This window comes from Oligoflexus sp. (genome assembly GCF_035712445.1).
In the GTDB taxonomy this organism is placed as follows: Bacteria; Bdellovibrionota_B; Oligoflexia; order Oligoflexales; family Oligoflexaceae; genus Oligoflexus.
Genome location: NZ_DASTAT010000024.1, coordinates 1 through 24,809 on the forward strand (window position 1 = coordinate 1; position 24,809 = coordinate 24,809).

Sequence of the window (24,809 nt, forward strand, 5' to 3'; positions counted from 1 at the left end):
CCTTGGAAATGTCCCCGGCAAGTTTCGCTTCGGGAAGGGTTTTGACCGCAGCGTTGGCAAGCTCGCTCATGGTGTCCAAAGTTTCAGCCGTGCTCATTCCCGCGCTGCCTTCCTTAAGCGCAGCTGTTGTTCCTGAAACGATATCCTTGGCCATCAGCGTTCTTTGGCTTGCTTCATCCAGGGCGGCCTGGGGATGGATCAGACTCAGAAACGCCCCGCGTATGATAGGTCCTGTGACGATCTGCGCCGCGGGTTTTGAGGCAGCGGTCAGTCGGTTTTTTACTGAAGGATCCTGCTTCAATGCGATCGTGCCATCGTCGGTGACGATAATAAGACTGCCGACAGCAGCATTCATCTCAACCTTGGCACCTTCCGCGATGACAGCGGCGAGATTATTGTCGTGGCTGGCGGCCAGTTCCAGGCAAAGTTCAGCAATCATTCCATTGCCGACGGCCAAAGCACCAGTGCGGAGGGCATCCGCATCTTCCTTCGAACCGACCGTTATATCCTGAAGCTTCAGGAAGGCGCCTTGAGAACATGCTGGGGATGACGTGTAGCGCACAGATCCTTTTGAAGATAGAGGCGGTGTGCATCCCGCCGATAGGATGGCCAAGAGAGCCAAAGTTCCGAAGACCAATCGTTCTTCAAGCCACATGTCATTCATCCTTTTCCAAAAAGAACAGCGCCCTTGGTTTCGGTTGCATGGACCCGCAGCTTGAGCATGAAATTACGGAAACCGCAATAATTTCAGTTGGATTTGAGGGAATGACAAAGCCAAGGAACTCTGCTTGTGTTCGCAGAGAGTTTTCGTTGCTTTTAAGAGCCGTGGACCGTTTTTGACGGAAAGAAAAGAAATATTCATTTCCTGAATGTAGCCATGTTGCTGAAAGTATCTTTTTTCTGTCGTCTTCAAACGTCAAATCTGTCTGCAGGATATTATGATGAAGCCCGTATGATGCAAGCCTGAAAGCAGCTCATGCGTTCGCGTTCACAGCCTGTGAAATGAATTTGAATGTGGTGTTCTTGTCTATTTACTTCCCCAGTCGAGAGGCTTATCTAACATTCATGTTGTGTTGGCCTCTTTGCTTAACAGGAGTGTATAAGATGAAAATATCGAAACATATAACGTTAGGCCTCGCGCTGAGTCTTGGTTTGGTGAGCTGCGGCCAAAGTTCGCAGAAAGATCACAACGATCCCGCAGCTCAAACGGAGAATGCACCTTCGGATTTGGTGTCGGCTTTGAGTGGAATGCCAGCCACGGACAAAGCTGCTCTTGAAAGTACGGCCGAGAAGTCCCGAGCCGCCATCCTTCGCGTCAAAGCCGAGATCGCGGCCATTGAAAAAGATATCAAGGATAATCCCAGTCTGGCCGTAGGCCAGCAAAGCAAACTCGATCAGTTGAATGATGAGTTGAGCGGGCTTAAAGAGGATTATTCCCAGACTCAAGCCGCACTCTCGGACGCTGAAGGCTATGAGATGCTGCTGCGCTTTGTGATCGAGCACAAGATCACTTCGTTTGAACAGTTGCCTCAGGCATTCCAGGCTGCGCGAACCCAGATTCAGCAAAAGGGAAAGGACATCCAGGGCCAGGAATCAAGCTTTGTAAGCCGCATGGAAGGCGCCTTGCAGAAGATTTCCGAGGCCAGATCCTCGCTCAAGAGTACCGAGCGCGTTCTGCAGGAGAAAATGAGCAGTCTTCAGCAGAAACCCAATCTGTCAGCGGATGAACAAGCGCAGCTGACGTCGATTCAGTCTTATCTTGAGACAGCAAAAAAGCTCAACACCGAGAAAAAGAATCTTTCGCAGGCCCAGGCTTCCTTGAATGAACATGAAACGGCTTTGGCCCGCGCCGAGAAGCAGAAGACTCAGATGACTGCAGACCGCGCACGGCTTGTCCGGCAGTTGATGGGTCTGTCGGCGAACGACAGTCAGGGGCGCGATGAGATCCTGAAGCGTATAGAAGAGGTTCAGGAGAAGATCGTCGATGCTGACCTTCTTGTTTACGAGCATCAGTCGGCTGTGACCGAAGCGAAGGGTCGGATCAGTACGAGCCAGCAGAGTGTGGAGGGACTGCAAAGCTCCATGGGGACTGTGGTTCCGGGCCTTCATTCTCTGGTGAATGTGGATCTGAATGCCCAGATGCAAGCGGCGTCGAATGCCGATCAGGAGTATCAGGTTATACAGACTGATTTCCAGAAATGGCGTCAGGAAGTGAATCAGTATGAGATCGACGAGGCGAACATTGGCCGTCTGGAAGCTTTCTTCGCCCAAAAGTTTCCTGAGGCGTCCTCTGGCCAGTCGACGGAGCCTGCTGTTGGAGGGAAAGAGCAGGGGCAGGGGGATCAGCCTACTGGGGACCAGCCTGCGAAGCCCACTGGCGATCAACCCACGCAGCCTTCGGATCAACCAGCGGTGGATCAACCTGCACAGCCCAGCGGCGATCAGCCTTCGAAAGGAGATACACCATCACAGGATCAACCTACGAAGCCTACTGCTGATCAACCTACGAAGCCTACTGGTGATCAACCCACGCAGCCTACTGGTGATCAACCTACAAAGCCTACGGGTGATCAACCCACGCAGCCTACTGGTGATCAACCTACGAAGCCTACGGGTGATCAACCCACTCAGCCCACAGAAGACCAGCCTGCACAGCCAACGGGAGACCAACCCACAGGTGGTCAACCCTCGAAAGGTGACACTCCAGCCCAGGGTGAGCCCACGGGAAATCAACCGGCACAACCCACGGGAAATCAACCGGAACAACCCACGGGAGATCAACCGGCACAACCCACGGGAGATCAACCGACACAGCCCACGGGAGATCAACCGGCACAACCCACGGGAGATCAACCGACACAGCCCACAGGTGATCAACCCACAGCTGATCAACCCATACAGCCAGGCGGTGACAAACCAACCGGTGATCAGCCTGCAGAAGGAGACAAGCCGAATACGCCCGATCAGACAGCAGCTATGAGTTAATCCGTACCAAGGAACCTTTCGAGGGCCCGCTTTTATCGGCGTCCCAGCACAGCGAGGGCCGCGTGCCAGCCGCACATTCCATGGACGCCAGGTCCAGGTGGAGTCGATGAGGAGCATAAAAAAATGCGAGGATCGGGAGTGGCATAGGGATTGGAAAATAACCGCGGACGTTGCAGGGTCTGACGCAGATTCATCAGGCCGCCTGATATGCTGCCGCCAATGTAATTGCCATTATAGGCTTCAAAATCAGCAGGAAACATCCTGTGCCGCGCTATTATAAGCTTTTGAAAGCCAGGCGCGAACCGTTCAATCTGAGCCTCGATACGATCCGTCATATCCTCGGAAGAATAAGGAGGAACATGGCAATAGCCCCAAAGTGCAGACCGACCATCACGGGTTCGTGAAGCATCCACAACGCTCGGCTGCGCGATAAGAACAAAGGGCCTCGGGTGCACCTTCCCCTGGCGCATGGCCGATTCACTCGCGGCGATTTCTTCCAAATTCCCGCCGAGATGAAGCGTTGCTGTTTCATGCGCCGCCGCAGCAAGCCAGGGAACACGAGCGGAAAGCGTCCAATCCAATTTGAAAATACCGGGCCCATACTCAAAGGCCTGCAAACGCTTTTGATAGGACAGCGGAAAACGATCCCCGCAGATTTTCAAAAGCTGCTGCGGCGTGACATCAAAAAGAACAGGACAGTGCGCCGGCAGTTGATCCCAGGACGTGATCCGATGATTCAGCATGATTTCACCCGCGGCATGCTTGAGGCAGGCGACCAATGACGATGTGATGCTCTGGCTTCCTCCGCGCGCGATCGGCCAGCCATAGGCATGTCCGGCCAGTCCCAGCATCAATCCCACTGCCGCGCTCGCTGTTTCATCCAGCGCAAGAAAGGAATGCGCAGCCATACCGGCAAAAAGCGCCCGAGCGGATTCGCCCTTAAAATAGGACCTGGCCAAGGTTTCGGCTGAACGCAGAGCCTTGAGTCCGAAACGAGCATAAAGAAAAGGATGGACTGGAAACTGAACCGGACCCAGAAAATCCCGTAGCAGGGCGTCCGCATTCTCTGTGAAGTTTTCAAAAAGGCGGTGATAGGCTGCAGCATCCGCACCCAAACGCTCAGCCGTTGCACGAAGAGAACGCTCCAGGACGGCCGCCTTGCCCCCGTCGAGGGGATGAACCAGAGGATAACGCGGATGGATCCATTCAAGGCCAAAGTCCTGGAGGCGAAAGCTCTGGAATACAGGCGAGGCCACACCCAAAGGATGAACAGCAGAGCACACATCGTGCAGGACTCCAGGCACTGTGAGTTCCGCAGTCCGCGTTCCGCCGCCGGGCGTGCTCGCGGCTTCATACACCTGCACTCTTAAACCGGATTTGGCCAGGATAATCGCGGCTGTCAGACCATTGGGTCCAGCCCCCACAACGACGGCATCGGGGTTTCTCATGAATTGCCTTCCGCGTCAGCATCGGGATCACGCCGCATCATAACGGGAGCATAAGCACCGAGCGTTTTTCGTTTCCACCAGTGACCCCTGGCTTTTCTTTCGGCGGCATTCGTGAATTCATATTCATAAAGAAGAGCTCTGATATAGCGCGGCGGAGTGGAGAAGGGCTGGGTTTTTAAAAGCCTCTGCACCGGCTCTGCACCCTCGAAAAGTTTAAGGATGAGTCTTTGAAACCAGATGGTTCGATAAAAACTGCTCAGCGCTGCAAACCACATCTGCCAGTCCAGCCTTGGCTGATGCGGGGCCACAAAGCGAGGGGCTTCTGCAAGGTTGCCCGGTTTATAACGAAATTCATAGGCCTTCCATGTGTGTCCGTCCATGCTGCCCTCCAGGATAATCTCGGGGCGTGTCGTGGTCATATGACGGAAGAGTCCATAGCTATTGACGAGGTGAAAGGACTGAATGAACCGCTGGAGTTTTTGAATCCAACGCGGTGTGGAGACATCAGGAAAGGCGGATTGAATGACCTGGGGAACGCTGATGACAAGGATAAAAAGAGTCAGACAGCCATGGAGCAGCCAGAGGACTGGAAAGGATGCAGGTGGCGACGATTGAGCCCAGGATGATTCCGCGTGACTGATCAGAGCAGGCGAAAAAAAAGGACGCCAGATGCTGTCATCCAGAAGAGGCAGACTGAGAGCCGCGGTCAGTATATTAAAAAAAGTGTAATTGCCTGTGATGAAGATGACAAGCATGAGAAACAAAAATCCTGCGGCCGCCAGATGCCGGAACGGGGCCGGCGCGAAGATGAAAAAAGGTAAAACGATTTCAATGACGAGGACCATGGCCACACCGAAGCGATGAAGTGGTGCAGGCAACCAGTGAAAATACCAGGCCACGCGATGTGGCAGCGGCTGCGTTTGATAATGGACTTCCAAAGAGCTGAGCCGGCGCCAGGTTTCATCCCCGCAGGAAAGTTTCACGGCGCCTGATTCGAACATCAACCGGAAGATCAGCCACCAAAGAAGGAGAAGGCCGAAGGGAGAAAACCCTAGAAATATAGCCAAAAAACCTGTTTCAATCAGAAGCACGTCCCATTGAAAGGATAAAAAATCCTGTCCCGCCACAGTCAGGGAAAGATAGCAGATAAAAAGAATGATGAGACAGGGAAATTCCCCAATACCCAGGATCAGACTCAGGGACGCAGCCATACCGATGCCGGTGACAGTAAGCAGCGCCTTATCATCACTACGAAACCAAAAGAGGGTAGGAAGGTGTCGGTAGGCTTTTTTTCCGAAGTGGCTGCGCATCTCGTTCAAATAATCCCCAAGCGGCAGGATGCCCTCTTCGCCGATAAGCCCTCGGATCTGAACGGCTAGGGAAAAAAAAGCACAAAGATAAACAATGCCCAGCGCCCGCAGGAAAATCCAAAGACTGAGCGTAAAATCATCGGAAAAACTGTGAAGCCCATTCGCAAGAGAGAGTGCAGCTGATAAAAACCCGCTCATGAAAACCCTCACGAATGGATGCGATCACGTCCGGGACGGCAGCGGAAAAAAGCGGCCCAGAAGAAAGCCAATTCCCAAGGCGCCAAGGGCATAACGATAGGGCTGCCGCCTGATGGATTCATCCATCTGATTCGACTTTGTTTGAATAGAAGTCGTCTCCAAAGGACGACCGGCTGCGGATTCCGCCACGGAACCCTTATCCATAAAGTGATCCAGTCCGTAGGATCCGCCGGTGGATGCGGTCAGAGCATTATCAAAAGCGGTCTGTGCGGTGGAACGCTCGGGATGCAGTTGGCTCGGCGGAACATAAACGCTGTCCTCGCCGTGACGTCCGGGTTCACTGCTACGCGCAATCGTGTCCACACGATTCTTATCGCTTGCATGGCGCCGGGTTTCGGCTTGCGGCTCCTTGTTTTTAGGCTCAGGAATGGGTGCCAGACTCGCATCAGAATTTTGCATAGGTGCTGCCTTTCCTGGGGAAAATATGGGATGAAATTCCTGGGACGACCTTGGTGAAGACGTCCTTCAGGTGGTAATGATGTCGGCAAGATCAAGGAAAGTAAAGCAGGGTTTAATGCACTCGTGAACTCAACACGTTTGCGTGTCACGCCGCGGTAAAATCTGCGGACGAACCCTGCAGTCTTGATTAGACGATCTGACTGTGAGCCCCTGTGAGCCTTCACTTTCAGATGGTATCTTCCGGCGACTCTCTGCTAGTCTTGGCCACCAGCTTTCAACAGACGAAATCGACCACTCGAGGGAGTAATAGGCATGACTCAAAAAGCCAGGATGGAAGGCATCACCTTTCCGGATGGACAGACAGGTTCCACTTTTCTGCGTCAGGTTATGGCTCAGGCTTTGGAGCAGTTTCCAGGCGAATTTTCCGGCCTGGAATTGCCCAGTGAAAAGGCTTTCAAGAAACATTACAGCGAAGCCGTCGTGCGTTTCGAGGCAGCCCGCGTGGCCTCGCCCCGTCGCTCTGAGATTGCCCAGTTTATAGTGAATTACACCCATGATCAGTTGGTTTATAAAACCGAATCTGGATCCACGCCCTGGCGTGATTATATCAAGGGCGCTGCGCCTTCTGTGACGCTTGAATCGCATGAATTCAAGGGAAAGCCTGGATTTGTGCCAGGCGTGACCTTTCATGGACGGGCCTATCAGGGCGCGTCGTTGCCTTACCTGGGGCAAAAACTTTTAGCGGAGCAGAAAATCACCGGAGCGGTCGCGAAGGCTCTGAATTGGGTGCAGCAAGTTGCAAAAAATCAGGGCGGCGCCATCGATCTGAGCGGTCAGAAATTTGTGATCCTCGGAGCCTCGGCTGAGCTTGCGCCGACCCCGCTGCTTCTTCAGGCTGGCGCTTCCGTGCTCTGGATCGATGTGCAGGGACCGGATGCCTATCTTGCAACGCCGCAGAAATATGCAGGACGCTTGAGCCACAGTCCTGAAGCCAGAAATATTCTTCTGCAGCCGCGGGAAATCAAAGCCGCGATCGAAGCCTTTGCCGCGGGTGAACCCGTGCATGTCGCGATGTTTGCCTATGCCGCTGGAGCCAGCCAGGAGTGGCGCCTGGCCGCGACCATGAATGCGCTGGTCATGGAACTGAGTCCCGAGATTGTGGGATCGGTTACGATGCTGATTTCCCCGACTTCCGCTGCGACGGTCCAGCCCGAGGATTTTGCGCGATCTTTGGAAAATAAACGCAAACCACCTCTGTGGCAAAGCGCTTTGAAAACCATCGGCGCGCTCGGGGCCTCATGCAGTTACGATCAGGCGGGTATTCCGATTGCGCGGGCCATCGTGCCTTTGCAGGGCGCGAGTTATCAGGCGGCGCAGTATATTTCCAAGACTCTGGCGGCCGAAGTTTTAGCGAATTATGGAGTAGGAAACCGGAAAGGGCAGGGGCCTTTGCGTGTGTCAGCAAACGTTGCCGGCATTACCAAAACGAAATCGCTGCAGCATCCGGTATTTCAGGCTGCGTTCCTGGGCGCGGAAGCCTTCGGCGTGGAAATCTTTGAAGTGCCGTGCACCCGAGCGCTCAGCACCCTTCTAATGGTGCATGATCTTTTCAATCCTGATGCCTTTCCGAAAACGGAGATGAGCCAGATCTTTGCCCAGCAGGTCCATGGCGGGATTTATTCCCGGGCTTTTGCTTTAGACCCTATGATACGGATTGCGACGATGATGGGTTTGGTCAAACAACCCCAGCTGCTTTTGAAATTGATGTAAGGTTGAGGCGGGAGGGCCCTGGAGGCTCTCCCCTTTCTGTTTTTCTCTCTTGATTGTCTGCAATAAAAGCGGGCGCTGTGATTCTTCTGCGGGCTGATCGCCTGTGAAATGAAGATTTCCCGCAATATTAGATAATTTTGGAGAGAAAACATGTCAAACAGCCCCTCGTTTAAAGTCCAGTCCCTTGCCCTTTGCCTGCCGTTGACCCTGCTTTTGGCTTGCGGTCATGATTCCAAGAAAAAAGATGACGCCCCCGTGGTCCAGAAAGAGGCGCCCGCAGAGCCCGCACCGGCCCCAGCGCCCGCAGAGCCAGCACCTGTGGAGCCAGCACCTGTGGAGCCAGCACCTGTTGAGCCAGCGCCTGTTGAGCCAGCACCTGTTGAGCCAGCTCCTGTTGAGCCAGCTCCCGTTGAGCCAGCTCCCGTTGAGCCAGCTCCCGGTAAACCTGCTCCCGTTGAGCCAGCTCCTGTTGAGCCTGCTCCTGGTAAGCCTGCTCCTGGTAAGCCTGCTCCTGTTGAGCCTGCTCCTGGTAAGCCCGCTCCCGGTAAGCCTGCTCCTGCGAAGCCCGCTCAGCAGGCTGAAATCGTCGGAACCTGGGCTTCCTGCGATGTTTTCGATTATTCATCCTTTGAATTCAAACGTTCGGGCAGCGCATATGTTGTTGTCACCGTCAGTGCTGATGGCAAATTCAAATTCGAGAACACGTGGTTCACCGATGCTGCATGCAAAGTTGCTTTCACTCAGGAAGCTGCCGACCGCATGAAAGCAGAGGGCGCGACGTTTGAAGATCAGGAACTTCATGACTATCTGAAAGGCAAGATCTTCGAAACCAGCTATAAGGCTGAAGCCATCGGTGCAAACGGTTTGGGCACCCTTACCCTCGGTGATGATGCAGAACAAGGTTCTTATAAAATCGTCGACGGCGTCCTTTATCTTTCCGAAGACGGCACCGAGTTCGACACGATCGGCCCACGCAAGTAAGATAGCCTTCTTTTCTAACCGCGGTCCAAAGCTGTCCCACCTGGGACAGCTCCGCCCCCTTATCTAGCCTATAAATTCAATTCTTTCAGCTATTTAACTTTGGTCCTCTTCCTGCTTTGGAAGTGGGGCAGGTGAACTTTCCCTTCCCATCAAACCAAAGGATGAACCCATGAGTTTTATGCAAGAAACCCGCGACCGTCCCCGGACCACCATGCAGGATGGCGAGCTGCTTGTCCGTGTGCGTTACATTGCGGAAGTTGTGGCCACCAAATGCGCAGGCTATCAAACTGGAGATCTGATCGAGGGTCAGGCGGCCCTTGAGGAATACAGTATCCTTGAGGCGAACCAGGTGCGGCGTCTCGGAGAACAGTGGCTGAGCCGGTCGAGCCGTATTCTGCGCTTTGAAAAAATCATCCTGGATCAGGAATTACTGCTGGTATCCTATGATGGGCAGGAGGTGGAGCTGACGCGTAAGGAATATCTTCTTTTGAAGCTGCTCCTCGAAAATCCCCAAAAGGTCTTCACCCGCGATGAGCTTTTGGATCTGGTCTGGGGCTATGAATGCTATCCCGTGACACGGACGGTGGATAATCATATCCTGCATCTCAGACAAAAGCTGGGAGCCCACCTTTTTGAAACTGTGCGCGGCGTGGGCTATCGTTTAACCTCACGTGAGGCTATCGGCATGGGTTAAGGAAGGGCTCGTGAGCACTTCAACGAGATCCTGCTCTTTAATGGGTTTGCAGATGAAGGCACGAATGCCGCGATTCCAGCATTTTTCTTTCTCCAGAGGCGTGGCGCTGGCGGTCATGGCTACGAAGCGAAGCGTGTCCTTGCCCAGGACCTGAGCCTTTTCAACAAGCTCATAGCCATCCATGATCGGCATGCGTAGATCGGTAAAGACGATGTCGTAGGCTTTGTTTTGAATAAGCTCCAAAGCCTCACGCGCATCCCTGGCCAGATCGGGCTCATAACCCAAATCGCGCAGAAGATCCGAGGCGACTTTGCGGTTGATGAAGTTATCATCGACGACCAGGATGCGTTGCGGATGCTCCTCGCCCAGAAGAGGACGCGGCTTCAAATCCGAAGAAGGCTCGGCACTCGGCGCCAGTTCAGGGAGGGTGAGCACAAGGGTGAACGTTGAACCCGCTCCGTACTGGCTTTTGACTTCAATGCGGCCCCCCATCAGTTCCGCCAGTTTTTTGGAAATGGCAAGTCCCAGCCCGGTCCCACCAAACGAACTGGCAATCCCAGGATGCGCCTGGGTATAGTCCTGAAAAAGATCCTTCAGTTGATCGGCAGCAATGCCAATGCCATTGTCGATGACATGAAGAGCGATGTGATGGTCGCCTGTTGCCAGGGCCTGGGATTGGAGCCGAATGATAACGCGGCCATGAGGCGAAAATTTGATGGCGTTGCTCAGAAGATTCAAAAGAATTTGTCCCATGCGTCCACGGTCGCCTTCCACCAGCGCTGGAACCTTGGGATCAATGTCCTGCTCCAGCTTAACATTCTGTTGGCTCGCATTCTCGCTGACAATGGCTATGGCTTCCTTGATCACCGCGCGAAGGTTCACGGGCCCCTTGTCGAGCTTCAACTTATTGGCCTCAATTTTCGAAAAATCAAGGATATCATTGATCAGACTCAGAAGACTCTTTCCGCAGTGGCTCACGTTCTGCACCATGTCTTGGGCCGTCGGGTCCAAATCCTTTTTCAAGAGCGAGGCTGTGATACCAATGACACCGTTCAAAGGTGTGCGAATCTCATGGCTCATGTGTGCGAGAAACGCGGATTTCGCGGCATCGGCATCGAGCGCTTTTTGGGTGGCCTGCCCGAGGTCACGGGTTCTTTCCTTAACCCGCAGCTCAAGCAGATCATTGGCCAGTTTTAATTTGACGAGGATAAAGAAAGTATAGACGGTAAGGGCGACGATGATTCCATAGAGCGTCTGCTCATAACGTTTTAGGGTCAACTTCAGCCGCTCCTGATCGGCGAGGAGATCGCGCTGAAGTCGGGCCAGCTGCCTATCCTGGGCGGGGTCTATCATCTGGACCACCTGCTGATCTATGCGCTCAGCCTGCTGAATCAAAAGTCTTGCGTGAGGCAGAATCTGATCCAGAATGGAAAGCGCGGGATTCGGCAGACGTTCCGCCTCGGCCGTGACCGCGGCCAGAAGCTTTTCGAGCTGCGGTCTTTTTTCAGGATGGGGACGGCTGAGAAAACCGCGCAATTGATTATGAAAGCGATTGAAGGCCAAAAGAAAGGCGGGATGATGGGATGCCGTCAGAGCCTGCATCAGCTCACCGATGATGACGCTGATATACTGCTCCGAATTCTTGTAAACGGAGATGCTGGTCTTAAAGGCCTCCACTTTTTCGTCTTTGTGCCGGAAAAGTTCATGAAGATTTCTGGCCGCATCCAGTCTCGGAGGATTCACGTCATCCAGAAGCTCCTCACTGATTGTCAGAAGCTGCTTCTGGTCCAGGGCTATCCCATCGAAGTGGTCAAGATAAAAGAGGCGGGATTTCAGTATATTCGTATTGAGCCGAACATGAAGACGGGACAGTTCATCAGTTCGCTCCAGGCTCCGACTGATTCGGGCTTCGTCCATACGATGGTCAAGAGTCAGGACGAGAAGGATGAGCGCCGCGATGGCGAGAAGCAACGGCAAAAACCAATGAATATCGAGCTGCCATGCGCTGCGCTTTGTCATGGCACGGGACGGGGCCATTCCCCGGTGAGAGTTCTGAGAAAGCTGACCAGCGAATTGATTTCCGAGCGGCTGAGTTCCCTACCAAGCTGATAGCGGCCCATGCCGGCTACAGCGTCGTCCAGGGTGGCTGCAGAACCATTGTGAAAGTAGGGAGCCGTGTGCTCCACATTCCTGAGACTAGGGACCTTAAACACGAACTTATCCTCGTCCTTTCGGGTCACAGCATAACGCCCGAGGTCACGCTCGAAGAGCCTGCGCTCGGCCTTGGGATTGGCATGGCGAAAGATCCCGAACTTTTGATACATGTTGCCGCCCAGAAGCCTTCCCTGATGACAGGAGCTGCAGCCCAGGTCCTTGAAGAGCTGATAGCCCTTCTTTTCCAGGGGGCTTATGGCCTGGGTTTCCCCGCGCAGATAACGATCGAAGCGGGCATTCGGTGTGATCAAAGAACGTTCATAGGTGGCGATGGCCTTTTTTATGAGATCAGGACTCAGGCTTTGACCTTGATACTGCGGGTCACCTTGAAGCCGCTGCAATACGGTTGGCCAATCGTTTTGAAAGACCCTGGGTGATGTCAGCGTAATTTCGATCTGCTCTTCCAGGGATTCCGCCCGACCGGTCCAAAGATATTTGAAATGAAAGCCTACGTTGAAGATGGTGGGAATATTGAATCCATCGGGTCGCGTGGGTGGTGCAGCAGGGCCTTCAATACCGCCGCGCTGAAGGTCATGACAGCTGGCGCAGGATTGGTCCTGATGCCGCGACAGACGCTTGTCCTGGAAAAGTTTGGCTCCGAGGCGCAAAAGCCTCGGATCGAGCTCGACTGTCAATGGCAGGGGCTCAATCGGTTCATGCCCTTCGACCCTAAGGCTCCAGCACAGGATGGAGAGGAGGAGCCTGCGCATCATAGCTGTTGCGCCAGCTGATCTATATCATCGAGGATTTCATTCTGCTGCAAAATTTTGATGCGACGCGCCAGCGTGGTCTTCGGGATACCCAGCTGATCGGCAAGAACCCTGAGGGAAAGCCGCGGCGTTTTTTGCAGAAGGGATCGAATACATTGCCCCAGAAGCTTTTCCGCCAGCCTTTCAAAGTGAAAGGGCGCAGGATCGGAAGGGTCGATGGGAATTTTCAAACAGCTATCGGTCATGGGCTCCATGTCCCGATGCAGCATCCGCTGCGGAAGCGAGAGAAGAGTCAACTCCTTATCCACGTGAAGTTCCGTCATGGCCCGCAGGCAGTTGCGAAGCTCGCGAATATTGCCATCGGCCCATTCATAGGATTGAAGCAGCTTCAAGGCCGTGGGATTGATGCGATACGGTCCGCCCGTCATGGTCTGACAGAAATAGTCGACGAGTTCGGGAATCTCGTCCTTGCGTTGACGCAGGGGCGCAAGGATGATTTCCGTTTCCATCAGTCTTTGCCAAAGGTCCTTACGAAAACGTCCGGCCAGGACCAGATCATCCAAAGGTTCGTTGGCCGCTGAAATAATGCGGATATGAAGCCTCTGCGGTTGATGGGACCCAAGCGGCAGGACTTCATTGTTTTCAAGAACGCGGAGCAGGGCGACCTGCGCGGATGGACTCAGGCAGACCACCTCATCCAGAAACAGCCAGCCGCCCGATGCCGCCTGCAGATAACCTTTTTTATCGCGATCAGCGCCTGTGAAAGCACCCTTCACGTGACCGAAGAGTTCGCTTTCCAAAAGATTGGGATTGATGGCCCCACAGTTGACGCGAATGAAAGGCCTCTGCCTTTCGAATGTTCCAATCATGGTCGCGAGCACTTCCTTGCCCGTTCCCGATTCGCCCTTGATATGAATGGCTGTGACCGCGGATCGAACCAGAGCCTCCACCCGCAACGCCAGCCTTTGCATGGTCTGGCCCACAGGTTTCATGCCCGAAGAATCGGTGTGCGTGGCGGTGGCCTCATACTGAAGATGGGCGAGCTGATAGGCTTTGATCAACCGCAGAGGCAAGGTTCCCGTGTCATAGGATTTGGCAATGTAGTCATCCGCCCCGCGTTCAAGGCAGCTGCGAATCGTCTGGATATCATCGAGGTTGGAGCACATGAAGGCGACGATTCGAGGATTCGTAGCTTTGACTTTCTCAAGAAGGCTGACGCCGCCGCGACCATCTTCCGCGAGATGAATATCAAGGACGACGATGTGGGGTCGAAAGGCCCTTAGCCTTGTCAGGAAATCATCGGCATCCTGAGCCAGTTCCAACTGAAATGTCGTGCCGAAGGCTGCCTGCGAGAGCGCCTCGGAGAATTTTTTGCGAGCGACAAAATTATCATCAACATACAGGACCTTGATTTTTTCCAGCATAGGACCGCCCTTACTCGGATTGGATATAGTCGCGGGCTGCCCGAATTCGGACGACGGCCTTTTTCATTTCCTCGATATAATGGGGCGCATCCTCATCTGCAAAGCGATATCCACGGTCGTCCACGAGCTTGATGATATATTCAAGAACGTTCAATGACTCAGAGAGATTATGAATCTGGCCCCGACGGATGTCCTGCTTATCCAAATGGTCTGCTCCTTGTACCCTCTCAGCAAAGTCGGTTTCATACTTAGATCCACAGGGCAGCAAGAATCAAGAGTATAGTGACATAACAGACGAAAAGAAGAATGAGCTGGAGCGTCTTCATGGGGGACATTCCCTGGCGGTTCGTTGTTCCCTTGAGTTTTACGCATTGTGCCTTTTTTTGTGTCATCGCAATGTCACGAGACGAGAAGAATTTCATGCGTAAGTTTTAGGCATGACCGAACGGTGGCGCGGCCACCGCGGTCCTGTGGATATGGGAGAGGTTTAGGCAGGCAGCTTCCGGAAGGCGATGGCAAATCTGTTCCAGGTGTTAATAGTCGTGATAGCCAGGGTCAGCTCGACGATTTCAGACGCGGTGAAGTGAAGCTCCACGCGTTCCCAGAGAGAGTCTGGGGCATGGTCATCCGCAATAAGCGTGACGGACTCCGCCCATTCCAACGCGGCCCGCTCGCGCTCATTAAAAAAGGGCGTGTCCCGCCATGCCGATAGAGCCATCAGACGCCTCTCATCTTCACCGGCTTTTCGAGCGTCACGGGCATGCTGATCAATGCAGTAGGCGCAGCCATTGATCTGCGAGACGCGCAGGCGAACCAATTCGATCATCGACTTTTCAAGACCAGCACGCGCAATATGCTGCTCAATGTCGATCAGAGTTTTTATGGCCTCGGGAGCAGACTTAAAGAAATCAAGACGGGATTGCATGGGAAACTCCTTTGTGTTGCATTATCAGTAACGATAGGTGACTCCAACCTGAACGTAACTGCCGGACGGCAGACGCGCACGTCGGAGAACCTCACCACGACTCAAATTTTCGTAATTCAGGATCAGTTTAATATTCTCCGTCAGCGCCCAATTCGTGTGGACGCGAAGCAGGTTTCCAATCCTGACGCCTTGGACGTTTTCCGTTCCTTGATAGACCCGCATGCCTCCGGCATAGACGTTATCGTCTTCCTGCTGTCGCCTCGCATGGCCATATTCCATCGAGACCTTCAGGTGAGGCGCTGGTGAGACAGTGAAACCGGGGGTCAGCATCAGAAGATTACTCAGGCTGAGAAACTGACCCTCGCCGAGGTAGCTGGAACTCGCGTAGAGTTGATGAAAGGCGCGGAGAGTTCCCTGCTCCTGAGTTCCACCCCCTGACGCCGCATCCATGCGAAGCGAAAGTTCGGGTTGGTGTAAAGAGTGCTTTCATTCAAAAGCGCCTCATCGACAAGTTTTAGCCCATCATCCAAATACTTGAACAAAGCCGCAGAGAAAATTTCATTCTTTCCCGCAAAATGAAGGTAAAGCCCCTGCTTTGAGAGCTGCGCAGCATCGGCAATGTCTTCGACAGATGTTTTTTTAAAACCTTGCCTCCCAAAAACACCTATCGCCGCTTTCAAGACAGATTCTTTTCGAGGATCGAGACTGCTCTTGCGATTGTCCATAAGAACCACTTTCGATGAAAAAAGACGGGCTTCGGCCAGACCTTGACCGACTTTACCATTATGTTAAAAACAGTCAAGTCGATTTCGCTGCTCTCACCGTCTTCTCCCTCCGTCACCACCTCACTTCGACACTCCAGCCCCATCCCACGGAATCCAAAATTTCTGTGCAAAAAAGCATCGCATCCCGCGTTCTCCCGATCAGAGTGTCTAATCCGTCTTATTTAATCCTTATTAATTTGAGGCAAACTATGAAAATGACAGTATGGGCCGGAAGCCTGGCCCTTGGACTTCTCGTTACGGCCTGTGGGCAGGGCAGCCAAACATCGGAAAGCAAAGCCATTATCCCCGTCGATCCCCAGAGCACTCTGGATCTCGGCAAGGGACTCGACACACTGAGCGGCGCGATCAAAGGCGACTGCGTGATCAGGACCGAACCCGAAACTGTCTTCGCCAGCAATGGCAAAAGCGTCCGCATGTCGATCGATAAGATCGAATCCTCGCAGGATCTTTTCCAAAAGCTCGATTTCTCGGCCGAGGCGAATTACGGCAACATGATTTCCGGCAAGGCTTCGTATGCGAAGTCGATCAAGGTCAATGACTTCTCCGTCTATGTCATCGGCAAGGTCAACGTGCAGCTTATGACCCAGGCCATGCGCGATATTCAGCTGAAGCCCGACGCCTATCAGCTCGCCGGTGAAAGCTATTCCCGCTTTCTGGAACGCTGCGGCAACGATGTGGTTTCGGGTCGGACCACGGGCGGCGAACTCTTCGTCGTCCTCGAAATCATCACCCACAGCAAAGAAGAAAAGCGTAAAATCGAAGCCTCGCTGCAGGGGAGCTACGGTGTTTTCTCGGGTTCTGCCAGCTTCTCGCAAAACCTGGAAAATATCATTAAAACCAGTGAAACAACCTTCCGCCTCTATCAGGACGGCGGCGTCTATACATCGTCTGACCTCACGGCGGATCAGCTGATTCAGAAAGTTGTGAATTTCCCGAATACAGTGCAGCCTAATAACGGCTGGCCGGTGAGTGTAACAACCGTCAGCTACAAGACGCTGGCCCTGCCGACCATCGACAATTCCATCGACCTTGCGCATCGTCAGGAGGTTCTGAAAGACTATCTCAATCTTTCCCTTGCTTACGAAGACTATCGCAACAGCATCCAGTTCATGCTGAATAACCCGACTCAGTTCGTGAATCTCGACAGCGTTCTCTGGAATCAGAAACTGATTCAAACCAACGAGGTCCTGAACACGATCGCCCGCCGGTCGAGCACCTGCTACAATCTGACAAAAGCTTGCGAATTGAATCAGGATATCACCTACCCGAACAAGGCGGAACTTCCCCAGCGCGTGGAGAATACCCCCGTGCCGAACGTCACCGGCTGCATGGATCCCAATGCCAGCAACTTTGTGAAGGAAGCCAATCAGCCCGCGACCTGCGATTATGATTTGAACGCTCAGGTCCTCTTTCAAAGCGTGAGCCCCACCACAGGCCAGCAGATGACCAGAAACTATAACTTCAAGACCAGCGGTCTCCGCAGCGACCTTGCCGTCAGCGAGTGCATGAACAAATATGGAAACATGACTTTGCGTGACCATCGCGGCGGCACTACGGTGACCTATAAGGCGATCAAAACAAGCTGTACCTTTAATAAACCTCTGGTGGTCCGTCCACGGCCCGTGATCGTCCGCCCCGGCATGTTGGAGTTTTGAGCTATGAAAAGGCTTCTTTCCACTCTTGTCCTTTTTATGTCTATGATCAGCTGCGGGACTTCGCCCTCGGGTTCCGCTGTGAAAACCATCATCGGCAACGATGATCGGCCTTATCAAAGTTATAGCCTTGCAGTCGCGCCCCGCAACGCGATCGGACGGCTGATGCTGACTTCGAAAAATGGGTCCGAAGTTGGCTGCACGGGAACACTCGTAAGGGCTGATGTGGTTCTGACCGCAGCGCACTGTCTGGTTTTTTCCGGCGATAGTTTTGACTTTGGATTTTTCTACTCGGCCTACGACAATGGAAATTTCACGGGTGAGTATAAAGTTAAGTCCTTCGTCCTGGGAACGACCTCGCCGTCGACGGTTGCCGGTCGCAAGAGCGACTGGGCGCTGGTGAAGGTCGAGCATCTTTGGGGCGAGCAGCCGGCACCTTTGAAGATGGCTGGCCTTGCCGGATCGGCTCTTTCGTATCCTGTGACTGTCGATCTTGAAGGGTACAGCGGGGATCGCCAAGGCGGGGAAGTCCCGTCCTTTCACTTCGGTTGCCGCCTTTTGAAGACAATCACCAGCGCCACTGTATCGAACGCTCCCTTGGGTACAATCGCGCACGATTGCGATGCCGCCCCGGGTTCGTCCGGAGCGCCTCTCGTACAAAAAATCTGGAGTGGATATCAGATCGTGGCCGTGAATACCGCCGGCAATAATGATCTCTTTGAAGGTCTGACGGGACCGATCAATATTGCTGCGGATACCCGGGATGCAGCGCGAGCCCTGACGACGCTGCGCTGAAAGAATTCCTTGGGGTTACGGACAGGTTCCCGGTGTGGGCCTTGTCCGTACCACCCAAACGCCATCGACTTTTTCCATGGACTGACCACTTAAAATTTTCGGCAGATGCACAGGGCTCACGGTACCGTCGGGTCCTTTGAAATTGGCTTTATTATCTGGACCGCCGTAGATCACGGCGTCGATCGGCAGGGAATCGCGCGTGATGTCGCTGGCTTTGATTGCGAAAAGACCGATTGCATCAGCAATAGTGCCTCCGTTTTGCAGGCCGCCTGGGAAACTTTCCGCCTGAAAGAAATTCGGGCTGAAGTTTTGTGCGGTGCTTTTCGGGCCACCGATGACAACACATGCACCCGCGGTGAGCGTGCCTTTTAGCTGATACCGGAGCGTTGCGTAGGAATCACCGCCTGCGCCGATCGCATACTGGGAAAGGTCGAGGTCGCGACCGCTGGTGTTCATAATTTCAATCCATTCCAAGCCGCTGTCATCACCTGCAGGATCGAAAAACACTTCCGTCAGGCTGATATCCTGAGCGATCAGAGTCATGGTCCAGCTGGTGACAGAACCATTTAACAGCGCCTTGATCGTTGTGGTTCCAGGCGTCAGTCCGCGGACGCTGACCGTGACTTCCTGCTGACCAGGGGCGAGGGTAGGCGTGGAGGTGACTTCGAGCATGCTGCTTTCGTATTCCAGCGCAACCGTTTCACCGGCGCGCAGAAATGAAGAAGGAAGATTGGTGCGCAGCTTGATGGTCGTCGTCGCGCCCACGCCGGCTCGCACGTTGGATTTTTCCACAGGCAAAAGCTGTGGTTTGGGATCGTTGAGTATGATGATGCGAGCGCTGACTTCCATATCGAGGAGGCGTGCGGTAAGGAGGACCGGCTCAGTACTGTTTTTTAGAGCTTTCAGCGATGGGACGGGAACGCTTGTTGCATCTTTGGGAAGAATCACCAACGCAGGTGCTTCCAGTGACGCTGGGTCCTGACTAGTAAGTGCGATTTCCAGATCGCCAGGTGCGGGTCTATCCAATGTTAAATTGAGCAGGGGGCTGACAGGTCCGTTATAACCAGCTTCACTGAAGGCTTCGGCTGCACTGAAACCGAGGAGAACAGGCTGGCCCTGATCTTTGACTTCGATGTCTTCAGCGCTACGCGGTTCCAAATGGAAGCGACCGGCGAACTTTCGCAGGATGCCGGTGACAAGAACTGTGGATCCGCGCAGAGGTTTGGAATATGTGGCCAGACCCTGTCCCACGCTGATCGCCTGATCCACATAAAAGGACGCCGTATCATCGCGTTCCGTAGGCCAGGACACAAGTCCGGATACTGCGGTGCGGACAAGAAGACCTTCGAGGCTTTCAAGAGTTGCCGCTTGCGACCAGTCGCTGACAGTCAGATTCCGAACCGGCAGATTTTGTTTTTCGGCCAGTAGTTCGAATGTTGCGAGATCCTGGAGCTGATACTGATCCTTATAGGAATCATAGGTCGCGGTGAGTTGAATTTTCTGTCCAACGGCCGGCTTTTGTCCTTTGGGTTGATAGACGAAGATACCTGTGGCCTTTCCTTCGCCAGCATCCTGCAGATAAAAACCTGTAGGGGCCAGAGCCGTAACCAGTCCTGTCAGGCGAACTTTGGCCTTGGTTTTGATGCCATTGAGATCGGCTGTTGGAAATTTCAGCTGGGAGATGGCCTCGACAGGACAGGCAGCAAGTTCGGCGTTCTTAAGGCTGGCGCAGGGATCGCAGAGATCGCCGCGGCCATCCTGATCGAAGTCAGCCTGATCCGCATTTTTTAAGAGTGGGCAGTTATCACGGTAATCAGGAATCAGATCGTGATCGCGATCTTCAGCGCGGGACTGGGCGCAAAGCTGATCGCCTTCTCCCGCAGGACACACGTCGCAGCTGTCACCGCGTCCGTCTTTATCGAAATCAGCCTGCAGTCCACGATCAACGGGACGGATGGGATTGAAGACACGCGGGCAGTTGTCCGCTTCATTCAAGGCGCCGTCGCCATCGAAGTCCTTTTCGCTGGGGCCGGTATACGAGCCTGGGCGAACGGGTTCGCAGCTCGGTTCATCGGCGGGTTTTTCGCAGAAGAAGAGGGGATAGGCATCTTTGATCGCGGTTTGAAAGGCTGCGAAGTCTGCAATTCCTGCGGCTTTCAGAGCAGCCGACTGGCTTTCATAGCAGAGTTTTTTCGGGGTCCCGCAGACGTCGATGGTTTCACACTGTTCCTGCATGCTGTCCAGAATCGAGGCGTCTCCATAAAGTACCTTGCCACCACGAATGACAAGCGCCGTTTCGCGAGCTTCCGCCTGAAACACAGCCTGATAAGGGTTCCGTGCACCACCCTTGCGATAGACTGCAATATCTGCGGTCAATCCTGGATCGAGGCGGCCGAGACGCTGTTCGACTTTCAGAGCTGACGCCGCTTGAGCAGTCACCATGAGCCAAAGATCGCGGTCCGAGAACGCGTGATCATAATATCGAGCGTTCAGCTGCGCAGCACACTGCAGCTCGCGGTTCAAATGCGCCGATCCCGAGGGCGTCCAGTCTGTGCCGAGGGCGATATTGATTCCGAGTTGGCGGTAAAGGGTCACAGGCGCGGTGTTACCATAAAGCGAAATATTGGAACGTGGCGACCAAACCACTGCTGTGCCCCGCGCGGCCAATTTCTGGGCATCGGGAGTCAAAAGGCCAATCGCATGAACGTAAGAGTTGTTCGTGCCGGTCACATCAAAACCACCCTGATCCGCACTGCTGAGGCAGAGGAATTCATTCCGTGCAGCATCATCAATGCCTTCGGCGACGTGCATCAGATTCAAGCCGTTGGCGAGGTCCGGGATATTTTTCTGCCTTGTGTAGGCGCAGTCACCGACACGAAAATCATAGTCGCTGCCGTTTTCCAGTGGGAACGTGCTATAGAACATGGGTTCTGCAATCAAGCCTTCCAGATAGCGATTATCATCGAGGTTGCGCATAAATCCAGCAACCGAAGACGAGCCCGCAATCGAAACAGTCCCTGTCATCAACTGCCTTATTTCACCAAGCGCATTGGCAACATCATCACCTGATTTCGGAACCGAAACCTTATCATGATCTCTTTTCCCGCCGCGCCAGTCGTTGCGATGTTCAAAGCGATTCATTCCCCAGTTCCCGGGTTTCGCCGCGGCCCAGCCCAGGTGATCGTGCGCGTTAATCAGCGCCGGTGAAATTACAGCATCGGGACATGAAAGTCGTCGGGCCTTCTTCGCCACGGCTTCCGCACGGCAATCGCAACCGCTACAGGTCAAAACACCTTGACCGTTATAAAGAACACCACCGCCGATCACAGGTTGATCGAAGGTTAGAACGGTGCCTTCCAAATAAGTCCAATCACTGCTGCCAGCTTCGGTTTGAACGCAGGTTTGTTCGGAACGGGTGACTTCAAGAGGCTGGGGGCATATGCGTGCATCGGGCAGTGGGGCAGGGTTGTCAGGAATTTCGGGGGAGGGACTTTCCGGGTTCGGATTCTGCGGCTGAACAGGTTGAACGGGCTGCTCTGGCCTCGGTGACGGCGCCGGGTCTCTCGAACCGGACTTTTTATGACAGGCCCCGCTGGTCATGAGTAGGACGAAAAAGACCAGCAAAAGTCGTGACTTCATGCTTCCTGGAATCGCCATGGTTTTTCCTCTGCCTTGGTGTTTAGCAGAAGTTGGTTAGCACAGAAAGGCTTGGTGGACAAGGGCTTTACGGAAGATTTATATGGCTTTGCGGTTCGGGGGGAGAACAAAGGGGGTGACTTTTTGGAGAGCGTGCCGATCTATTGTTATAATGCTGATAAGGCCTACCATTAAGGATCGTGGAATATGCGTTTTTATCTGTCGTCCTATCGACTTTGCAGTTCACCCTTAAAATTTACATCCATGTTTTCGAAACGCAAGAGAGTGGCCATCATAATGAATGCCCTTGATTTTAGCGATGACGCGGAATGGATTAAAGGGAGGCAACTGCGGGAGACAGAGGACTTAAGGGCCATTGGTTTGGAGAGCGAACTCCTGGACCTTCGGTCGTTTTTCGGGAAGACAGCAGAGTTGGAGCATGAATTATCTCGTTTTGATGGATTCTGGGTCGTCGGTGGAAATGCCTTTGTTCTGCGCAAAGCTATGGAGCATAGCGGATTTGATCGCCTCCTTCTTTCAAAATTAAATTCCAAATATTTGGTTTATGGGGGATACAGCGCAGGTGTTTGTGTTCTTTGTCCGACTCTGGATGGAATTCATCTCGTTGATCGGCCCGACGTTATTCCGTCCGGTTATCACGGCGAACCCATTTGGGAAGGCCTAGGTATTCTGAAGTACTGCGTAGCACCACACTATGCGAGCGAACATCATGAGTCGCATCTTATAGATGAGGCGATTCAGTATTTTATAGACAATAAAAGGCTCTTCATTGCATTGAAAGATGGCGAGTCCCTTTCATGCGAAATCTTGGCACTCTAACCACCGCAGCGCTGTGCTCGGATCCAATCGGGATGCTTGCAGAGCCGGCTGAACGGGTGTCCTTGGGTTGTGGATCAGGAAGGTAAACGAATACTAGGGTGCCTTGACGAGTCAGAGACTCATTAAAGGGCTAACATCTCTTGGACGTTCTTATTAAAGCTTGTCAAGAAGCTTAGTCAGTTGTTCGCGCATATCGGTTGCCAAGGCCTGGTTTTGGAGTATGTTTGCCAGTTCTTTGCGATCGACTTCCGTGCGACTATAGAGTGAGAACAGTTTCAAAATGGAAACCTTAACCTGATCGGAATCGGTCAGTTTGAATTCATCTCCCGCTTCGATCGTGCCTACTTTCAGTACACGAAAATAGACTCCTGGCCGACCTGATTCCATAAACGTTCTTACAACTGACTTATCATTGAACTTTATGCCCAGCTTATAGCAGGGCAGCCGTGGCTGGACCGCTTGCAGCACAGCGGTCCCAACTTCGAAGGTGTCGCCAACGAAAATCTGATCCTCGTGCAAACTGTCTATGGTTAAGTTCTCGCCAAAAGCCCCCGGTTGAAGTTCGTCTTGTGGCCTTTCCTGCTGCCACCAGCTATACGCATCCAAAGAATACCCATAAACAGCTTTGTCAATGCCACCATGAACAGTCAGGTCCGCTTGCTTATCACCTCGCAGGTTCGTCGCTTCGACAAGCACAGGACCATTCACCGGATTTTTGAAAATTCCTGTCGTGATAGTACGGCCGCGGAATTCTATGGCTTTGGGAAGCCCTACTTGGATGGAAACTATTTTCATATGTATCTCCGTTCGGACTCCTGAAAGGGGTAAGGGCAGCGGCCCCGGGATGCGGGGGACGCTGCAATCATAATTTTTAGATATCTACTGAAACAAGAGGAAAGTCGTTGTCTGTACCAGCTACTTCATTGATGTAATTCGTCCAGGTGTTGAGAGCTACGTGCAGAACGATCTCGATAATCTGAGCGTCGTCATACCCAGCTTCCCGAACGGCGCGCAGGGCATTTGAACCCACGTGACCGCGTTCAGTGGCCACTTGCTTGGCGAAGCGAACAGCTGCAGCTGCTTTCGGATCGTGAGAACCACCCTCACGGTTGGCCTTCATCTCAGCATCATCGAGCTTTGCCAGGTTTTTGCCCAAATAAGTATGAGCCGAGAGACAGTAACTGCAACGATTGACTTGAGCGACCGCCAAAGCAATGCGTTCGCGTGTGGCAGCCGGCAGAGTCCCCTTGCTTAAAGCACCCGAAAGGTTCAGATAGCCTTCCAGAGCGGCTGGACTGTTGCTAACGAGACGGAAAAGGTTGGGGACAGATCCGAGCTGTTTTTTGACAGCTTCGAGGAGCGCTTGTGATGCGTGAGGGGCGGCTTCGATGGAAGAAGGCGTAGCGATGAGCGACATAGGAAACTCCGGTTTATGTGCGAAGGCTTGAGCGCCTTCATAAATCCACTTTCGGCTATTCCAATTTGTTTCAGAATAGGCTATTTTCGCAATTCACCCTTCCATAAAATGGAATAATAGGATGGATCGCTTTGAATCTATGACTGTTTTTGTATCCGTGGTTGAAGCTGGCAGCCTCTCAGCCTCTTCGAGAAAATTAGGCGTGCCTTTGCCCACTGTAAGTCGCAAGATTTCAGAGTTGGAAGCGCACCTTGGTGTTCGTCTCTTGAATCGGTCAACACGGCGACTGGACCTGACGGATGCTGGCCTGGTTTACTTTTCAGCCAGCAAAAGGATACTCGAGGAATTGGGTGAAGCGGAGCGATTGGCAGCCGGCGAGTATACAACTCCGAAAGGCGACCTCGTGGTGACAGCTCCCATCGTCTTCGGGCGGCTTCACATGCTGCCGCTAGTTGCCGAGTTTTTGAAGGCCTATCCAGAGATCAATATTCAACTGGTTTTCACGGACAGAGTCGTGGACATGCTGGAAGATCATATCGATCTCGCTCTGCGCATCGGAGAGCTTC

23 protein-coding genes are annotated in these 24,809 nt (G+C 53.3%); 8 read left to right on the forward strand and 15 right to left on the reverse strand.

The window, feature by feature from the left end; translation table 11 throughout:
* A partial coding sequence (locus VFO10_RS04715) for a hypothetical protein (protein WP_325137576.1) occupies positions 1–655 on the reverse strand: 655 nt, incomplete at its 3' end.
* Positions 656–1,104: 449 nt separating this feature from the next.
* Here VFO10_RS04715 and VFO10_RS04720 point away from each other — a divergent pair.
* Positions 1,105–2,985 carry a hypothetical protein gene (locus VFO10_RS04720; protein ID WP_325137577.1) on the forward strand — a complete coding sequence of 627 codons (1,881 nt, stop codon included), beginning with the start codon at positions 1,105–1,107 and terminating at the stop codon, positions 2,983–2,985.
* Positions 2,986–3,017: 32 nt separating this feature from the next.
* Here VFO10_RS04720 and VFO10_RS04725 read toward each other — a convergent pair whose 3' ends face one another.
* The 3 genes from VFO10_RS04725 to VFO10_RS04735 are packed head-to-tail and all read right to left on the reverse strand — an operon-like array spanning position 3,018 to position 6,400.
* Complete coding sequence (locus tag VFO10_RS04725) at positions 3,018–4,433, reverse strand: NAD(P)/FAD-dependent oxidoreductase (RefSeq protein ID WP_325137579.1); 1,416 nt, start codon at positions 4,431–4,433, stop codon at positions 3,018–3,020.
* Complete coding sequence (locus VFO10_RS04730) at positions 4,430–5,941, reverse strand: lipase maturation factor family protein (protein WP_325137581.1); 1,512 nt, start codon at positions 5,939–5,941, stop codon at positions 4,430–4,432. Before VFO10_RS04730 ends, VFO10_RS04725 begins: the two co-directional genes overlap by 4 nt.
* Positions 5,942–5,965: 24 nt before the next feature.
* Positions 5,966–6,400, reverse strand: a complete 435-nt coding sequence (locus VFO10_RS04735) for a hypothetical protein (protein WP_325137583.1) — start codon at positions 6,398–6,400, stop codon at positions 5,966–5,968.
* Between the two features lie 312 nt (positions 6,401–6,712).
* Here VFO10_RS04735 and VFO10_RS04740 point away from each other — a divergent pair, with 312 nt between their 5' ends.
* Positions 6,713–8,170 (forward strand): hypothetical protein, encoded by a 1,458-nt coding sequence (locus VFO10_RS04740; protein WP_325137585.1) that lies wholly within the window; start codon positions 6,713–6,715, stop codon positions 8,168–8,170.
* Positions 8,171–8,323: 153 nt separating this feature from the next.
* Here the strand turns inward: VFO10_RS04740 and VFO10_RS04745 are convergent, their stop codons facing one another.
* The gene (locus VFO10_RS04745; protein ID WP_414697015.1) at positions 8,324–8,791 is read right to left on the reverse strand and encodes a pentapeptide repeat-containing protein; all 468 of its coding nucleotides are present in this window, start codon (positions 8,789–8,791) and stop codon (positions 8,324–8,326) included.
* A gap of 138 nt (positions 8,792–8,929) precedes the next feature.
* On the opposite strand from VFO10_RS04745, the gene VFO10_RS04750 reads away from it, so the two are divergent.
* Positions 8,930–9,151 carry a hypothetical protein gene (locus VFO10_RS04750; protein ID WP_325137589.1) on the forward strand — a complete coding sequence of 74 codons (222 nt, stop codon included), beginning with the start codon at positions 8,930–8,932 and terminating at the stop codon, positions 9,149–9,151.
* Positions 9,152–9,320: 169 nt separating this feature from the next.
* The gene (locus tag VFO10_RS31370; RefSeq protein WP_325137590.1) at positions 9,321–9,845 is read left to right on the forward strand and encodes a winged helix-turn-helix domain-containing protein; all 525 of its coding nucleotides are present in this window, start codon (positions 9,321–9,323) and stop codon (positions 9,843–9,845) included.
* On the opposite strand, the gene VFO10_RS04760 is transcribed toward VFO10_RS31370, so the two are convergent.
* The 7 genes from VFO10_RS04760 to VFO10_RS04790 all read right to left on the reverse strand — a co-directional run bounded on the left by VFO10_RS04760 (position 9,819) and on the right by VFO10_RS04790 (position 15,843).
* A complete protein-coding gene (locus tag VFO10_RS04760) occupies positions 9,819–11,882 on the reverse strand; it encodes an ATP-binding protein (RefSeq protein WP_325137592.1) in 2,064 nt (687 codons plus the stop codon). The genes VFO10_RS31370 and VFO10_RS04760 overlap by 27 nt on opposite strands.
* Positions 11,861–12,772, reverse strand: a complete 912-nt coding sequence (locus VFO10_RS04765) for a cytochrome-c peroxidase (protein ID WP_325137594.1) — start codon at positions 12,770–12,772, stop codon at positions 11,861–11,863. The genes VFO10_RS04760 and VFO10_RS04765 overlap by 22 nt, the downstream gene beginning before the upstream one ends.
* Positions 12,769–14,193: a sigma-54-dependent transcriptional regulator gene (locus VFO10_RS04770; RefSeq protein ID WP_325137596.1), complete on the reverse strand. Its 1,425-nt coding sequence runs from the start codon at positions 14,191–14,193 to the stop codon at positions 12,769–12,771. The genes VFO10_RS04765 and VFO10_RS04770 overlap by 4 nt, the downstream gene beginning before the upstream one ends.
* A 10-nt stretch (positions 14,194–14,203) precedes the next feature.
* On the reverse strand, positions 14,204–14,398 hold the full coding sequence (locus VFO10_RS04775; protein ID WP_325137598.1) for a hypothetical protein: 195 nt from the start codon (positions 14,396–14,398) through the stop codon (positions 14,204–14,206).
* A 282-nt stretch (positions 14,399–14,680) separates the two neighbouring features.
* Positions 14,681–15,118 (reverse strand): carboxymuconolactone decarboxylase family protein, encoded by a 438-nt coding sequence (locus VFO10_RS04780; protein ID WP_325137599.1) that lies wholly within the window; start codon positions 15,116–15,118, stop codon positions 14,681–14,683.
* Between the two features lie 24 nt (positions 15,119–15,142).
* Positions 15,143–15,568 carry an alginate export family protein gene (locus tag VFO10_RS04785; RefSeq protein WP_325137601.1) on the reverse strand — a complete coding sequence of 142 codons (426 nt, stop codon included), beginning with the start codon at positions 15,566–15,568 and terminating at the stop codon, positions 15,143–15,145.
* Positions 15,460–15,843, reverse strand: coding sequence for a TetR/AcrR family transcriptional regulator (locus VFO10_RS04790; RefSeq protein WP_325137602.1), 384 nt, complete (start codon positions 15,841–15,843; stop codon positions 15,460–15,462). Before VFO10_RS04790 ends, VFO10_RS04785 begins: the two co-directional genes overlap by 109 nt.
* Positions 15,844–16,091: 248 nt before the next feature.
* Between VFO10_RS04790 and VFO10_RS04795 the strand changes: the two genes are divergently transcribed.
* The gene (locus VFO10_RS04795; RefSeq protein ID WP_325137604.1) at positions 16,092–17,558 is read left to right on the forward strand and encodes a hypothetical protein; all 1,467 of its coding nucleotides are present in this window, start codon (positions 16,092–16,094) and stop codon (positions 17,556–17,558) included.
* A gap of 3 nt (positions 17,559–17,561) precedes the next feature.
* Positions 17,562–18,350, forward strand: coding sequence for a trypsin-like serine peptidase (locus VFO10_RS04800; RefSeq protein ID WP_325137606.1), 789 nt, complete (start codon positions 17,562–17,564; stop codon positions 18,348–18,350).
* Positions 18,351–18,365: 15 nt separating this feature from the next.
* Here VFO10_RS04800 and VFO10_RS04805 read toward each other — a convergent pair whose 3' ends face one another.
* Positions 18,366–22,007: a thrombospondin type 3 repeat-containing protein gene (locus tag VFO10_RS04805; RefSeq protein ID WP_325137608.1), complete on the reverse strand. Its 3,642-nt coding sequence runs from the start codon at positions 22,005–22,007 to the stop codon at positions 18,366–18,368.
* A gap of 186 nt (positions 22,008–22,193) precedes the next feature.
* Between VFO10_RS04805 and VFO10_RS04810 the strand changes: the two genes are divergently transcribed.
* Entirely contained in the window at positions 22,194–22,826 is a 633-nt protein-coding gene (locus tag VFO10_RS04810) for a Type 1 glutamine amidotransferase-like domain-containing protein (protein ID WP_325137610.1), read from the forward strand.
* Positions 22,827–22,979: 153 nt separating this feature from the next.
* Here VFO10_RS04810 and VFO10_RS04815 read toward each other — a convergent pair whose 3' ends face one another.
* Together VFO10_RS04815 and VFO10_RS04820 are read right to left on the reverse strand one after the other, a co-directional pair.
* A complete protein-coding gene (locus VFO10_RS04815) occupies positions 22,980–23,621 on the reverse strand; it encodes an MOSC domain-containing protein (protein WP_325137612.1) in 642 nt (213 codons plus the stop codon).
* Between the two features lie 76 nt (positions 23,622–23,697).
* The gene (locus VFO10_RS04820) at positions 23,698–24,243 is read right to left on the reverse strand and encodes a peroxidase-related enzyme (protein ID WP_325137614.1); all 546 of its coding nucleotides are present in this window, start codon (positions 24,241–24,243) and stop codon (positions 23,698–23,700) included.
* Between the two features lie 121 nt (positions 24,244–24,364).
* On the opposite strand from VFO10_RS04820, the gene VFO10_RS04825 reads away from it, so the two are divergent.
* Positions 24,365–24,809: LysR family transcriptional regulator (locus VFO10_RS04825; protein ID WP_325137616.1), on the forward strand; the 445-nt coding region annotated here is incomplete at its 3' end.